At 70.9% G+C, this 13,901-nt stretch carries 14 protein-coding genes; 2 read left to right on the top strand and 12 right to left on the bottom strand.

Annotation, left to right across the window (positions count from 1 at the left end):
- Positions 1-233 precede the first annotated feature (233 nt).
- The 4 genes from QY307_10515 to gatC are packed head-to-tail and all read right to left on the bottom strand — an operon-like array spanning position 234 to position 4,074.
- Complete coding sequence (locus QY307_10515) at positions 234-875, bottom strand: HAD family phosphatase (GenBank protein ID WKZ82499.1); 642 nt, start codon at positions 873-875, stop codon at positions 234-236.
- Entirely contained in the window at positions 872-2,314 is a 1,443-nt protein-coding gene (gene gatB, locus QY307_10510) for an Asp-tRNA(Asn)/Glu-tRNA(Gln) amidotransferase subunit GatB (GenBank protein WKZ82498.1), read from the bottom strand. Before gatB ends, QY307_10515 begins: the two co-directional genes overlap by 4 nt.
- Entirely contained in the window at positions 2,311-3,786 is a 1,476-nt protein-coding gene (gene gatA / locus QY307_10505) for an Asp-tRNA(Asn)/Glu-tRNA(Gln) amidotransferase subunit GatA (GenBank protein ID WKZ82497.1), read from the bottom strand. The genes gatB and gatA overlap by 4 nt, the downstream gene beginning before the upstream one ends.
- Positions 3,787-4,074, bottom strand: a complete 288-nt coding sequence (gatC, locus tag QY307_10500; GenBank protein WKZ82496.1) for an Asp-tRNA(Asn)/Glu-tRNA(Gln) amidotransferase subunit GatC — start codon at positions 4,072-4,074, stop codon at positions 3,787-3,789.
- Between the two features lie 223 nt (positions 4,075-4,297).
- Here gatC and QY307_10495 point away from each other — a divergent pair, with 223 nt between their 5' ends.
- Complete coding sequence (locus tag QY307_10495; protein ID WKZ82495.1) at positions 4,298-4,495, top strand: hypothetical protein; 198 nt, start codon at positions 4,298-4,300, stop codon at positions 4,493-4,495.
- 161 nt (positions 4,496-4,656) lie between these two features.
- On the opposite strand, the gene dapE is transcribed toward QY307_10495, so the two are convergent.
- The 3 genes from dapE to QY307_10480 are packed head-to-tail and all read right to left on the bottom strand — an operon-like array spanning position 4,657 to position 7,615.
- Positions 4,657-5,688, bottom strand: coding sequence for a succinyl-diaminopimelate desuccinylase (gene dapE, locus QY307_10490; protein WKZ82494.1), 1,032 nt, complete (start codon positions 5,686-5,688; stop codon positions 4,657-4,659).
- Positions 5,685-6,488: a 2,3,4,5-tetrahydropyridine-2,6-dicarboxylate N-succinyltransferase gene (locus tag QY307_10485; protein ID WKZ82493.1), complete on the bottom strand. Its 804-nt coding sequence runs from the start codon at positions 6,486-6,488 to the stop codon at positions 5,685-5,687. The genes dapE and QY307_10485 overlap by 4 nt, the downstream gene beginning before the upstream one ends.
- Positions 6,473-7,615: a pyridoxal phosphate-dependent aminotransferase gene (locus tag QY307_10480; GenBank protein ID WKZ82492.1), complete on the bottom strand. Its 1,143-nt coding sequence runs from the start codon at positions 7,613-7,615 to the stop codon at positions 6,473-6,475. Before QY307_10480 ends, QY307_10485 begins: the two co-directional genes overlap by 16 nt.
- A 50-nt stretch (positions 7,616-7,665) precedes the next feature.
- Here QY307_10480 and QY307_10475 point away from each other — a divergent pair, with 50 nt between their 5' ends.
- Positions 7,666-8,070 (top strand): hypothetical protein, encoded by a 405-nt coding sequence (locus tag QY307_10475; protein ID WKZ82491.1) that lies wholly within the window; start codon positions 7,666-7,668, stop codon positions 8,068-8,070.
- Between the two features lie 9 nt (positions 8,071-8,079).
- Here the strand turns inward: QY307_10475 and QY307_10470 are convergent, their stop codons facing one another.
- The 5 genes from QY307_10470 to QY307_10450 are packed head-to-tail and all read right to left on the bottom strand — an operon-like array spanning position 8,080 to position 13,893.
- The gene (locus tag QY307_10470; GenBank protein ID WKZ82490.1) at positions 8,080-8,730 is read right to left on the bottom strand and encodes a GNAT family protein; all 651 of its coding nucleotides are present in this window, start codon (positions 8,728-8,730) and stop codon (positions 8,080-8,082) included.
- Positions 8,727-9,605, bottom strand: coding sequence for a CBS domain-containing protein (locus tag QY307_10465; GenBank protein ID WKZ82489.1), 879 nt, complete (start codon positions 9,603-9,605; stop codon positions 8,727-8,729). The genes QY307_10470 and QY307_10465 overlap by 4 nt, the downstream gene beginning before the upstream one ends.
- 54 nt (positions 9,606-9,659) lie before the next feature.
- Positions 9,660-11,708 carry an NAD-dependent DNA ligase LigA gene (ligA, locus tag QY307_10460; protein ID WKZ82488.1) on the bottom strand — a complete coding sequence of 683 codons (2,049 nt, stop codon included), beginning with the start codon at positions 11,706-11,708 and terminating at the stop codon, positions 9,660-9,662.
- The gene (gene mnmA / locus QY307_10455) at positions 11,705-12,766 is read right to left on the bottom strand and encodes a tRNA 2-thiouridine(34) synthase MnmA (GenBank protein ID WKZ82487.1); all 1,062 of its coding nucleotides are present in this window, start codon (positions 12,764-12,766) and stop codon (positions 11,705-11,707) included. The genes ligA and mnmA overlap by 4 nt, the downstream gene beginning before the upstream one ends.
- On the bottom strand, positions 12,763-13,893 hold the full coding sequence (locus tag QY307_10450; GenBank protein WKZ82486.1) for a cysteine desulfurase family protein: 1,131 nt from the start codon (positions 13,891-13,893) through the stop codon (positions 12,763-12,765). Before QY307_10450 ends, mnmA begins: the two co-directional genes overlap by 4 nt.
- Positions 13,894-13,901: the final 8 nt, after the last annotated feature.

Genomic DNA, 13,901 nt, shown 5'->3' with positions numbered 1-13,901 from the left:
GCGGTATCACCCCTGCTCGGGGAAGAGCGCGGAGGCCCACAGGGCCGACGCCGACGTTCCCTCCCCCGACGGGGGAGGTGGCCCGCAGGGCCGGAGGGGGCAACAGGCGACAATGGTCTGTAAGGGTCTGCCCCCCCCACCCGGCTTCGCCGTACTCCCCTGCAGGGGGAGGAGTGGACCACCCCCCTCCGCCCGACGGGGTGCTCCGTCAACGGGTGCGAGGGAACCTCGCCCTACAGCCCCAGCGCCGCCGGGTCCAGCCGATCCACCACCTCGGCCCCGACCAGTTGCAGCGCCGCCGCCTCGCCCGGCCGCCGCGCCACGCCAAGGACCCGCATCCCGGCAGCCACCGCTGCAGCCGCCCCCGTCGGGGAGTCCTCGACGGCGACGCATCGTTCCGGGTCGACAGCGAGAAGGGTGGCAGCGCGCAGGTAGACGTCAGGCGCCGGCTTGCCTTCGGGCACCTCGTCGCCGCCGACCGACACCGGGAACCGGCCGCTCAGCCCCGCCACCGCAAGTGTCAGGTCGAGACGCTCACGGGGGCTGGCCGATGCCACCGCCACCGGCACCCCTGATCGCTCGCAGGCTGCGAGCACGCCCAGGGCGTCGTCGAACACCACCAGGCGATGCCGGAACGACTCCTCGAGGGCGGCGAGCAGCGCAGGCCACAACTCCTCCGGCGGCGGGAGGGGACCCAGATCGGTCAACGCCCGACGCGTCGGTATGAACCCGAGGCCGGTACAGCGCTCCACCTGGGCGGCGCCGGCGGGATGGCCGAGGTGCCGCAAGACGGCGAGCCAGGCTGCGACCGAGTGCGGCTCGGAGTCGACGAGGACGCCGTCGCAGTCGAAGACCACCCCGCCCGGGAGAGTCACCTGCCCGTCTTCTCCCGGATGAGGCGGTCGACCACCTTCGGGTCGGCGCGGCCCCCGCTGCGCCGCATCGCCTGCCCGACGAGGAATCCGACGAGCCGCTCCTCCCCGGCAGCGAGGCGTGCCGCCTCGTCGGGATGGTCGGCCAGGATTTCGGCGACGATGGCGGCCAACGAAACCTCGTCGCTCACCTGGAGCAGGTCGCGATCGGCGGCAACCGACCGGGGGCCACCTTCTCCGGCGAGCACCCCGCTCAGCACTTCCTTGGCGGCGGTGGCGGACAGCTCGCCGCCCTCCACCATCGCCACCAACTCGGCGAGGCCGGAACCGTCCAAAGGCAGCGTGGAGGGGTCCTCACCGGTCCGGTTGAGGTGGGCGGTGACCTCTCCCGCCAGCCAGTTGGCGGCACCGCGCGCCGACGCCCCGGCTGTCACGGCGGCATCGAGCAACCCGACGAGCCCACCGGCGACGATCGTCCTCGCCGCAATCTCGTCTACACCCGCTTCGACCAGGCGACCCTGCTGGTCACCGGGGAGCTCGGGAAGGGCATGGCGCAGTCGGGCGACTTCGGAGGCATCGATCTCGATGGGCACCAGATCGGGCTCCTGGAAGTACCGGTAGTCGCTCGACTCCTCCTTGGAGCGGCCCGACGAGGTGCGGCCCGCCTCCTCGTCCCAGTGCCTGGTCTCCTGAGCCACCACCTCGCCGGCATCGAGCAAAGCAGTCTGTCGGGCGATCTCATGTGCCAGCGCCCTCTGCAGCGAGCGCAGCGAGTTCATGTTCTTCACCTCGACCTTGACCCCCAGCGTGTCGGCGCCGGGGCGTCGCAGCGACACGTTGGCATCGAAGCGCATCGACCCCTCCTCGAGACGGGCGTCGGAGATGCCGAGAGCGAGCACGATCGCCCGCAGGGCCTGGCCGTAGGCCCGGGCCTCCTCGGGGGTGCGCAGGTCGGGTTCTGTGACCACCTCCACCAGTGGGATGCCTGCCCGGTTGAAGTCGATGAGCGCCCCCTCGGCGTCATGGATGCGACCGCCGGCACCGGTGTGGGTGGACTTGCCGGTGTCCTCTTCGAGATGCACCCGGGTGATGCCGATCACTCGCGGCCCGGACCCCCCGTCTACCTCCAGCCTCCCCCCGATGCAAAGAGGCAGGTCGAACTGGCTGATCTGGTAGTTCTTCGGCAGATCGGCGTAGAAGTAGTTCTTGCGATGGAACACCGAACGAGGCGAGATCTCGCACTCGAGGGCCAGGCCGAGGGAGGCGGTCCACTCGATGGCAGCGGCGTTGGGGACAGGGAGGGCACCGGGGAGCCCGAGGCAGACCGGACACACGTTGGTGTTGGGCTCGGCGCCGAAGTCGGCCGGGCATCCGCAGAACATCTTGGAACGGGTGAGCAGCTCGACGTGGGTCTCGATCCCGATGACCGCCTCCCAGGTCATGCCGCCCCCTCCGAGGAGGCCAGGGCTGGCCGAGCGGAGAAGCCGACCAGTTCCTCGACCGCCTTGGCCACGCGGAACATGACCGGCTCCCCCAGGGCGGGCGCCAACACCTGGAACCCGATGGGCAGCCCCGCCGAGTCGAGCCCGCACGGCAGCGAGATCGCCGGATCACCTGCCAGGTTGCTCGGAATCGTGCAGATGTCGCTCAGGTACATGGCCAGCGGGTCGTCGGCCCGCTCCCCCAAGGCGAACGCCGTGGTCGGACTGGTGGGGGTGACCAGGACGTCCACCTCCGCGTAGGCGCGGCGGAAGTCCTCGACCACCAGCGTGCGGACCTTCTGGGCCTGCCCGTAGAAGGCGTCGTAGTACCCGGCGCTGAGTGCGTAGGTCCCGAGCAGGATGCGACGGGTGACCTCGGGGCCGAAGCCGTCCGCCCTGGTGGCGGCCATCATCTCCTCCACGGAGGATCCGGGAAGCCGGGGCCCGTACCTCACCCCGTCGAATCGCGCCAGGTTGGCGGAGCACTCTGCGGGGGCGATCAGGTAGTAGGCGCTGAGGGCGTACTCGGTGGAGGGGAGCGACACCTCGCTCACCTCGGCCCCGGCGGCCACCAGGGCGTCGACCGTCGCCCGGAAGGCGGCCGACACGTCGGCGGCGATCCCCTCGCCGGACAGCTCCCGGATGACACCGATGCGCAGGCCGGCGACGCCATCACCCATCGACGAGGCGAAGTCCGGGTATCCGCCCCGGTAGGAGGTGGCATCCGACGGGTCATGCCCGGCGATGGCGGCGAGCATCGTGACGCTGTCGTCGACGCTGCGCGTGATCGGACCGATCTGGTCGAGCGACGAGGCGAAGGCGATCAGTCCGTACCGGCTGACCAGGCCGTAGGTGGGTTTCATCCCCACGGTGCCGGTGAGAGCCGCCGGCTGCCGGATCGAACCGCCGGTGTCCGACCCGAGTGCGGCGAACGCCGAGCCGACGGCCACAGCCGCAGCCGATCCGCCGCTGGAGCCACCGGGAACGCGGTCCGGATCCCAAGGGTTGCGTGTCGGCCCGTACGCCGAGTTCTCGGTCGAGGACCCCATGGCGAACTCATCGAGGTTGGTCTTGCCGAACACGACCGCCCCGGCGGCCCGGAGCCTCTCTACGACCGTGGCGTCGTAGGGAGGGCGATACCCGGCGAGGATACGGGAGGAGCAGGTGGTCTCCAGACCCCGGGTCACCATGTTGTCCTTGAGGGCGACGGGGATGCCGTGCAGGGGCCCCCGATCGTCACCCCGTCGCAGCGCCTCGTCGGCCGCTGCCGCCGCTGCGGCCGCCCCGTCGTGATCGATGTTCAGGTAGGCGTGCAGCACCGCCTCGGTCATCGAGGCGCGCCTGCGAACGGCATGGAGAAGGTCGGCGGACGTCAGGTCACCCGCTCGCAACCGGGTGCCGGCCTCGGCGATGGTCAGGTCGGCCGGGTCCACTCAGTCCTCCAGGAACGGCGGGACCCGGAAGTAGGGCCCCTCCCGGTCGGGCGCCTGGGAGAGCACCTCGTCCCGGTCGAGGGTCGGCTCGACCTCGTCGCTCCGGAGGGCGTTCACCATCGGGAGCGGATGCGCCGTGGGCTCCACGCCCTCGGTGGGAAGCGCCTGCACCCGGGCGGCGTGCTCCAGGATCACCTGCAGCTGCTCGCTGTGATGGGCCAGGTCGTCGGGGCTCAACCCGATCCGGGCGAGGCGGGCCACCTTGGCGATGTCGATCTCGACGGGCATGGCAGGGATGGTACCGACCGCAGGTGGCGGCCAGGGCGAGACGCTTCAGGTCGGAGTCGGGACCAAGCCGAAACGAGTGTGTCCCGCACCACCTGTTGGTGGCCGGCGGGAACGAACCCGCGACCGCGGCCGACACCTTCTCTCCAATGCCCTCACCTGCAACCGATCCGATTGCGGGGCGCAACCCGCCACCGACGGCAGACGCCACACCTACCCTCGGTACATGACGACCGCCCACACCGACGACGCGTCACAAGACGCCGACCGTCGACAAGCCGGCATGGAAGCCGAACGGCTGCAGCGCGAGGAGAGCCTCGAGGCCGAGAAGCGGCGCCTGGCGGAGTCCGAGGAAGCCGAGACGCGCCGCAAGCAGGAGCACACCGAAGCCGAGGCCCGACGGCTCGAGGAGGGCGCCAGGTAGGTCGATGCCGGAGCGATCGGTTGCAGCCTCAGTCGCCTCCATGCCCCCCGACCCACCGGCCACCGCATTTCCTACCCCCGCAGGGGCGAGTACGGCGAAGCCGGGAGGGGGGCAACCCTGCGTGCGCGTGTCTCGCTCCCTTGCCCCCTTCGGCCCCACCCCTACCCCAGGAACTCCCGCATCACCGCCAGGCACCGCTCCATGGCAGCCATGGAAGCGCTCTCGTCCGCGCGGTGCGCCAGTGCCACCTCACCTGGCCCGTAGTTGACCGCGTCCAAGCCCCGCGCCGCCAGGCGGGCAACGTCGGTCCAGGCGGTCTTGGCGGTCACGATCCCGACCAGGTCCCGAAGGCGTTCCAGGTGGGGGTTGCCGGAAGGGATCGGGGCGGCAGGCGCGTAGTCGAGTATCTCGACCCGGTCGGCGGCACTGCAGATCTCCCGTAGCCGCGCCTCCGCCTCGGCCGGCGTCCTGTCGGGAGGGAAACGATGGTTCACCGTCACCTCGAACGATGCCGGGATCACGTTGCGGGCGATCCCGCCTGTAGCGGTGGTCACGGCGAAGGTCTCCTTGAACACGAGCCCGGCCACCTCGACGTCGTGCCAGCCGATCCCGTCCATCTCCGCCAGCCACCTCCCCGCCCGCGTGATGGCGTTCACCCCCAGCCAGGGCCGGGCACTGTGGGCGGCGGTGCCGCCAAACTCCACCCGGGCGTTCATGGTCCCCTGACATCCGAGCTGCAGCTCCCCGTCGGTGGGCTCCATGACGATCGACAAGGCCGCCTCGCCCAACTCGGGGACCGCATCGAGGACCGCCTCGAGGCCGTTGCCCTCATAGGGGCCCTCCTCACCGTCGTAGAACACCGCCATCAGATCGTGGGGGCCCGCCTCGACAGCCGCATCCTCGAGCAGGGCCACCATCACCGCCAGGCCAGCCTTCATGTCCGAGGCGCCCAGGCCGTGGACCCGCCCCCCCTCCACCCGGGCGGGCAGGTTGCCCTGTTCGGGAACGGTGTCGAGATGCCCGTACAGGACTATCAGGGGCTTGTCGGTGCGCCTTCCCGCCACCAGGGAGCTCCCCACCATCCGGGGCGAGCGTCCCGCGAGCCGCTCCCCCAGGGCGTCTCTGAGGGCCTCCTCGTTGCCCGTGGGTGAAGGGATGTCGACCAGCCAGGCCAGGTCGCCCGCCAGGGTCACGCCTGGACCCCGAAGTCCCGGAGGGCAGCCTCCAGCGTGGTCTTGCGATCGGTCGACTCGGACCGCTTGCCGACGATCAGGGCGCACTGGGTCTGAAAGGTGCCGGCCGGGAACTCCCGGGGACGGGTGCCGGGGATGACCACCGAGTTGGCGGGGACCCTCCCCCGGTGCTCCACCGGCTCCGAACCGGTGACGTCGATGATCGGGGTCGACGATGTGATCGTGGTGTTGGCCCCCAGGACCGCGCCCTCCTCGACGATCACCCCCTCGACCACTATGGAGCGGCTCCCGATGAAGGCCCCGTCCTCGACGATCACCGGACGGGCCGATGGCGGCTCCAGCACCCCGCCGATCCCGACACCGCCGGAGAGGTGCACGTCCCGGCCGATCTGGGCGCAGGATCCGACCGTGGCCCAGGTGTCGACCATGGTTCCCGACCCCACGCGCGCCCCGATGTTCACGTACCCCGGCATCACCACCACACCGGGCTCGCAGAAGGCCCCGCGGCGCACCGTCCCAGGGGGAACCACCCGCACCCCGGCTGCCTCGAGCCCCGTCTTGGGAGGGATCTTGTCATGGAACTCCAGCGGACCGGCCCGCCAGGTCTCCATCCCGGCGAGGCGGAAGTAGAGCAGGATCGCCCGCTTCACCCACTCGTTGACCACCCATTCCCCGTCCCGCTTCTCCGCCACCCGGATCTCACCCCGGTCGAGGGCGTCTATCGTCTCCAGCACCGCCTCACGGGCCTCCTCGATGCGGCTCAGGTCTTCGTAGACGGCGTCGATCAGGCTTGCAGGCATCTCGCCACCACTTCTGCCGCCTCGGCACACTCGTCCAGGGTCGGCACCAGGGCGAGGCGCAGGTGCCCCTCCCCGCCAGGGCCGAACACCCTTCCCGGCGACACCACCACGCCCTCGGCGAGCAGCCGCTTGGCCGCTGCGGTGTCGTCCTCGACCTCGACCCACAGGTACAGCCCTGCCGACGCGCCGGCCACCCGGATCCCGGCGAGCTCGAGCCGATCTCTCAGCACCCTTCGCTTGGCGGCGAAGACGGCGCGGCGCTCCGCCACGTGGTCGTCGTCGGCCCAGGCCACGGCGGCGGCCGCCTGGACGAACTCGGGCGGTGCCACCCCGACCGACGAGCGCAGGGCCTTGAGGGCGGCTATCGCCTCGGGATCTCCCACCACGGCGCCGCACCGGTACCCGGTCATGCCAGACCGCTTCGAGCACGACAGGTAGGCGAGGACACCGGGCGAACCCGGGCCGGCGACCTCGAGAGCCGAATGGGGTGGCTCTCCCTCGTAGATGTCGGTGTAGGGCTCGTCGCTCAGCAACAGGGTGTCGTGCTTCCGGCATGCCCCGTAGAGGTCGGCGAGATCCTCCAGAGCGGCCACCGCCCCGGTCGGGTTGTGCGGCGAGCAGGTCCACAGCAGACGCAGGCGTTCCCAGGAGGCGGCAGGGACGTCCTCGGACCGCAGCACGAAGTCCCCGGCGAGCCTGATGGCGACCGTATCGGCGCCGGCGAACACCAGCCCCCTCTCGTGGATCGGGTACCCCGGGGTGGCGAAGGCACCCGCCTCCCCGGCGGCGCGATCGATGAAGGCGAGCGGGGTGGAGAAGATCGCCTCCTTGGCCCCGGACACCGGGACCACCTGGGTCTCTGGATCGACATCCACTCCGAACCTGCGCCGCAGATAGGCGGAGACCGCATGGCGCAGTTCGGGCAGTCCGGCCACGGTCGGGTACTGCGACGCCTCGGGAACCGCCCGGCGCAACGCCTCCCGAATGAACTCGGGGGTGGGCTCCCTGGGGTCGCCTATCGAGAAGTCGATGAGCCGTTCCCCGGCGGCACGCATGCTGCGGGCCAGGCTCTGCAGCTCGGCGATCGGGTACTCACCGAGACGGTCGAGAACGGGGTTGCGGCGCATCCGCCGGAACGGTAGCGGGCTACCGGGCAAGGCCTTCCTACCATCGGGGCATGAGCGCCCGCCGCCACCGGTTCACCCTCGCCCTGCTCGCCACGGCCGCCACTGCGGTGATCGCCGCCGCATGGGCGTTCGCTCCGCAGGGGGATCCCGAAGGGGTTCCCCCGCCACTGGTATCGGTGCAACCCGTCCCCGGGGCGGTGGTGGTCAGTCCGGCCGAGGTCGTGGTGGTCCTCCCGGTCGGCTACCGCCTCGACCTGGTGGTCGACGGCACCCCGATCCCGGAGTCGGAGGTGGAGTGGGTGGAGGCCACCGGCACCTTTCGATGGCAGCCCGCCGTGGGTGGGATCGTGGAAGCGTGGGGTCCGGGCGACCACGTCGTCGAGGTCGCCTGGGAACGGGTTGCGGGGGGCCGGCCAGACCCGGGCTCGTTCACCTGGTCGTTTCGGGTGATCTGACCGGATCGGTCATCCGCCCCGCAGGCCGCCCGGCTTCGGATCCGACAACCAGGCCTCGATCATGGGACGAGCGCCTCGCCAGTCGTCGGCGGTCATGGCGAACCACGCCGTGTCGCGATTACGGCCCTTCACGATCATGTGGTGCCGGAACACGCCTTCGAACACGAAACCGAGGCGTTGTGCCGCCTCCCGGGACCGAAGGTTGAGGGCGTCGCACTTCCACTCCACGCGCCGCGAGCCCATCGTCTCGAAGCACTCCCGGATCATCAGGTACGCCGCCTCGGTGTTGACCGTCGTTCGATGAACCGACGGGACGTACCAGATGTGGCCGATCTCGGCTCGCCGGTGGATCTGGTCCACGTTGAGCACCGCCGCCATCCCCACCGGATGGCCCTCCGACTCCACGACCCACCAGAAGGGGTCCGCCGAGTCCAGCGTCGACGCCATCCACCCGGCCATCTGAAACTCGTCGGACCAGGGGCCGTACCCCATGTACTCCCACACCGCCTCACACTCCGGGGCACCGTGCGTGGCCGAGTACAGGTCGGAGACGTCGCCGACAGGGTCGGGCCGCCTCAGTATCAGACCGCGGCCGCGGATCTCGGAGCGGGCCGGCGCCGAAGGCGGCAATTGCCCCACCGGTTCGCCGAGGAGGCTCAACCCCGAACCACGCCTTTGAGCCGGCCGGAAGAGTCGACCACCGGCACCGGATCGATGAAGCCGAGCAGGTCGGCTGCCGCCTCCAGAGGATCGGCATCGCTCACGAACACCGGATCCTCGGAAACGTCACCGACCGTCCCCCCGGCTGAATCGATGAGTGCAGATCGGCGCACGATCCCTACCAGCACCCCGGCGTCGACCACCGGAGCCGACGAGTCGATCAACAGCCGCCGTGCCTCGGCGACTGGCATCGCCGGACCGAACGGGGAAGCCTCCTCCATGGCGTGGAAGCAGCGTGCCGGGGCGCTGCGCACCACAACCGCCCCCGCCGATGCCCGGACCACCAACTGCCGCCCGGGACCGAAGAACTGGCGCTGCATCCAGGAGCCGCCCGGGGCACCCACCACCAGCAGGGATCCATGGGGGAGGCCATCCACGAGATGCCGGGCGCTGGCGGCGCGTACCACCTTGGCGGGCATCTCAGGCACCAGAGAACCGACTTCCGCCAGCAGCCCTTCGGCGGCGGCGTCGTCCTCACTGGACGCAGATGCGGAGGCGATCGAACCGGTGACACCGAGCGAGGCGGCGAGCCTCCCGGCGACCACCGCTGCCAGGGCCGAGTGCGGCCCGCCACCGACTGCAGCCACAACCCCCGCGACCTCGGGAGCGGAGAATCCGTGCGGGACGGCGACGCCCACCAGGTCGAACGAGGTGAGCTTGCGGGCCACCAACAGGTCGGCCCGACCCTTGATCACGGCGGAGCGCAGGTCGCCTTCCACCTGAACCGCGGGTCCGATGGCCGTCGCCAGTTCGGCGCAGCCCTCGCCGCGGGTCCACATCACACGCCGGGGAAAACCGGCCAGCCGGTGGCTCATGCCTGCGGCGACGACGCGCTCACGCCAGGCGAACTGAACAGCATGGGCGCCACGCTACACGGAGTCGGCGACATCCGTCCCGGCGAGGGCTCCCGACCCTTCGGCAAGCAGGCGCTCGAAGACGGCCTCGTCGATCACCGGTATCCCGAGCTCGGACGCCCTGGCCAGCTTGGAGGCCCCGGGCTCGCTTCCGGCGACCACGGCGGTGGTGCGCCCCGACACCGAGCCCGTGACCCGGCCCCCGCGCTCTTCGATCGCCACCTGCGCCTCGTCGCGAGAGAACCCGTCGAGGGTTCCGGTCACCACGAGCGTGACCCCGTCGAGCATCGCCGACCGAGCACCCGGAACCGACTCCTCCATCGCGACCCCGGCCGCCTCCAACCGGGAGACCAGGGCACGGTTCTCCGGATCGGACCCCCAGACTCGAACCGAACCGGCGATCTCCGGCCCCACCCCGTCGATGGCGGCGAGATCCTCCTCGGTGGCGTCGAGCAGGGACCACATCGAACCAAACCGTCGGGCGAGCATGCGGGCCACGGTCGCACCGACGAGAGGGATCCCCAATGCCGTCAACAACCGGGCCAGCGGGCGTCGCCGGGCGACGTCGATCGCAGCCATCAGGTTCCCCACCGAGACCTCACCCCAGCCTTCCAGTCCCCTCAGATCGTCGGGACGCAGCGTGAAGATGTCGGCCGGATCCCGCACCAGGCCCCGGTTCAGGAGCAGGTCGACCGTCTTGTACCCCAGGCCTTCGATGTCCATCCCCCCCCGTCCGGCGAAGTGGACCAGGTGCTCGCGCAGCCTGCTCGGACAGGAGAACCCGCCGGTGCAACGCGCCACCGCCTCGCCCTCCTTGCGGACGATCGGGCTCCCACAGAACGGGCACTGCACCGGCATCCGCCACACCCTCTCCTTCCCGGTTCGCAGGGAGACGACCGGAGCGACCACCTCGGGAATGACGTCTCCGGCGCGGCGCACGACCACTGTGTCCCCGATCCGCAGGTCGCGCCTCGCCACCTCGTCCTGGTTGTGCAGGGTGGCGTTGGTCACGGTGGCACCCCCGACGAACACCGGCTCGAGGACGGCGTACGGAGTGACCGCACCGGTTCGACCCACGTTCACCTCTATCGCAACGAGGCGGGTGGTCTGCTCCTCGGGTGGGAACTTGTAGGCGATCGCCCAACGCGGCGAACGGGCGGTGAACCCGAGGACGGCCTGTTCGGCGAGCGAGTCGACCTTCACCACCACACCGTCGGTCTGATAGCCGTGGGAGTGCCGTGAACCCTCGGCGTCTGTCACGAACTCCTTCACGCCGTCGAGATCGGAGACCACGCGCGACGCCGGGTTCACCGGGAAGCCGCGATCCGCCAGCCATGCCATGGCCTCGGAGTGCGTGGTCAGGCCCGGGTCGCTCTCCATGTACCCGATCTGATACACCCACAGGGCGAGACGGCGGGAGGCGGTCACCGCCGGATCCTTCTGCCGCAGGGCCCCGGCGGCGGCGTTGCGAGGGTTGACGAAGATCCGCTCGCCGGCATCGGCCTGCGTCCGGTTGAGGGCGGAGAATGCGGTCTCGGGCATGTACACCTCGCCGCGAACCTCGATGACACCCGGAGCGCCCTCGCCCAGCATCACCAGGGGCAGCTGCTCCAGGGTCCGCAGGTTGGCGGTGACGTCCTCCCCCACGGCCCCGTCCCCGCGGGTGGCGCCGCGAACGTACCGTCCTCCCTCGTAGGTGAGGGACACCGCCACTCCATCGATCTTGAGCTCACAGGAGTATCCAGATGGCTCCCGGCCCAGCACCCGGACGGCCCGGCCCGCCCAGGCGTCGAGGTCCTCGGCGCTCTCGGCGTTGTCCAGGGAGAACATCGGGCTGCGGTGCGCCACCGGAGCGAAGGCACCGTCGGGAGGGGCGCCCACCCGCTGGGTCGGCGAGTCGGGGGCCACCAGTTCCGGGTTTGCCTCCTCGAGTTCCAACAGCTCACGGAAGAGTGCGTCGTACTCGGCGTCGGAGATCTCGGGCACATCGAGCACGTGATAGCGGTGCCCGTGATGCCGAATCAGCCGACGCAGATCCTCGATCCGCTCGGAGATCCCGCTCACGCCGCCACCGTGGTCAAGATCGTTCCCCCACCCAGCACCTCGTCACCACGGTAGAACACAGCAGCCTGGCCGGGAGCCACGGCCTCCTGCGGGCGCTGGAACTCGACCCGCCACTCGTCGCCCTCGGGGAAGATGCGCGCCGGGACCGGCGGCGTCCGATAGCGCACCTTCACCGCCACCTCGGTGCCGGGTGGCTCGGCGGCACCGATGAACCCCACCTCCGACACGATGCACCCCCGAGAAGCGAGGTCGTGGCGACTGCCGACCACCACGCGCCCGGTGGCGGAGTCGGTCTCCAGCACGAACCGCTGCTCGCCGCCGGAGATCCCGAGGCCACGTCGCTGACCGACGGTGAACCGCCCGACGCCGTCGTGGACGGCCAGCACGTTGCCGCCGCGATCGACCACCTCTCCCGCCTGGCCGACGCCGGCGCGCCGGGCGAGGAATTGGCGGTAATCGCCGTCGACGAAGCACAGGTCCTGGCTGTCCGGCTTGGCGGCGGTGCGCAACCCGAGCCGGGAGGCGTGCTCCCTGACCTCGGCCTTGGTGAGCTCGCCGATGGGGAGGCGCACCCGCTCCAACCGGTCTGAGGACAGCATGTGCAGGACGTAGGACTGATCCTTGTCGCCATCACGCCCCACGAGCAGTCGGGCCGATCCGTCCCGCCGCACGACCCGGGCGTGGTGCCCGGTGACCAGGAAGTCGCAACCCAGGGCTTCGAGGCGGTCGAACAGCGCCCCGAACCGCACCCGCCGGTTGCACTCGATGCACGGGTTGGGGGTGAGGCCGGCCCGGTAGCCGGCCACGAACCGATCCACGACCTCCCGGGTGAAGTCGGCGACGTGATCGAGCACGTAGTGGCGGATTCCGAGGCGGGCAGCGACGCTGCGGGCGTCCTCGGCGTCGGCCACGGTGCAGCATCCGGTGGCGGGGAGCCGGCCGTCCTCCCCCACCCACTGCTTGAGGGTGACCCCGACCACCTCGTGGCCCTCGGCGAGCGTCAGGGCCGCCGCCACGCTCGAGTCGACTCCACCGGACATGGCGACGAGGGCCCTCATCTGCTCGCCCCCAGGGCTGCGATCACCGCCGATGCCGCCACCTCCCCGTCCTCGGCGACCGAGTCCCAGCCGAAGGAGAACCGAACGCAGGATGCTGCGTCCGCCGGGGAGAGGCCCATGGCGGTGAGGACGTGCGACGGCGTGATGGCTCCGCTGTGGCATGCCGAGCCCGCAGCGGCCGATACCCCCATCCCATCGAGACGCACCAGGAGGGTCTCGGCATCGGCACCCGGGAGTTGCAGGTGGCTGTGCTGCACGAGGCGATCGGCATCACCGGAGGTCACCCTGGCGCCGGGCACGGCGGCGAGGATCGCCGATTCGAAGCGGGAGCGCCCCTCCCCCACCTCGGCCACGAAGCGCTTCCGGTCGAACAACGCCGCCTCCATGGCGGACACCAGCCCCAGTATCCCGGCGACGTTGTGGGTGCCGCTGCGTCTCCCCAACTCCTGACCACCGCCGTGGAGCAACGGCTCCAGGACGATTCCCGGGCGCAGCGCAAGCAAGCCGACGCCTTGCGGGCCGCCCAGCTTGTGGGACGCCAGCGACACCAGGTCGGCACCGAGATCATCAAGGGTCACCGAGCGCGACACCGCCGCCTGTGCGGCGTCGGTGTGCAGCAGGACCCCGGTGCCCTCGAGCCATTCGGCCACCTCCGCCACCGGCTGCACCACGCCGGTCTCGTTGTTCGCCGTCATCACCGACACCACGGCCGTACCGGGCTCGATCGCCGCCAGCAGGGCCTCGGTACTGACCACGCCGCTCCCATCGACTCCGACGGTGGTGACGGCGCACCCGAGGGTCTCCAGGAATCGGGCCGTCTCGAGCACCGCCGGGTGCTCCACGGCGGTGGTGACCACGCCGCCACGCCGACCGCCGGCCAGGGCCACCCCCAACAGGGCCAGGTTGTCCGACTCGGTCCCGCCACCGGTGAAGACGATGTCGAGGGGATGGGCCGCCCCGAGCAGGGAGGCGGCTCGCTCCCGGGCGTCCTCGACGGCGGCCTTGGCGCGGCGGCTCACGGCGTGCACCCCCGACGGGTTGCCGAAGGATCCACCCAGCCAGGGGCGCATCGCCTCGGCCGCCTCGGGGCGCAGCGGTGTGGTCGCGGCGTGATCCAGATACGGCACGAGCCCCA

Source organism: Acidimicrobiia bacterium, assembly GCA_030584185.1.
Classification (GTDB): domain Bacteria; phylum Actinomycetota; class Acidimicrobiia; order Spongiisociales; family UBA11373.
The sequence above is the reverse complement of the archived record's forward strand: the minus strand, read 5'-3'. Positions and strand labels throughout refer to the sequence as shown.

Bases quoted from the DNA above. Each gene is read 5' to 3' on its own strand.
- QY307_10485 (WKZ82493.1), bottom strand. From the start codon at position 6,488: ATGCCTGCAAGCCTGATCGACGCCGTCTACGAAGACCTGAGCCGCATC.
- QY307_10475 (WKZ82491.1), top strand. From the start codon at position 7,666: ATGAGCGCCCGCCGCCACCGGTTCACCCTCGCCCTGCTCGCCACGGCC.
- QY307_10480 (WKZ82492.1), bottom strand. From the start codon at position 7,615: ATGCGCCGCAACCCCGTTCTCGACCGTCTCGGTGAGTACCCGATCGCC.
- gatC (WKZ82496.1), bottom strand. From the start codon at position 4,074: ATGCCCGTCGAGATCGACATCGCCAAGGTGGCCCGCCTCGCCCGGATC.
- QY307_10495 (WKZ82495.1), top strand. From the start codon at position 4,298: ATGACGACCGCCCACACCGACGACGCGTCACAAGACGCCGACCGTCGA.
- mnmA (WKZ82487.1), bottom strand. From the start codon at position 12,766: ATGAGGGCCCTCGTCGCCATGTCCGGTGGAGTCGACTCGAGCGTGGCG.
- gatB (WKZ82498.1), bottom strand. From the start codon at position 2,314: ATGACCTGGGAGGCGGTCATCGGGATCGAGACCCACGTCGAGCTGCTC.
- QY307_10465 (WKZ82489.1), bottom strand. From the start codon at position 9,605: ATGAGCCACCGGCTGGCCGGTTTTCCCCGGCGTGTGATGTGGACCCGC.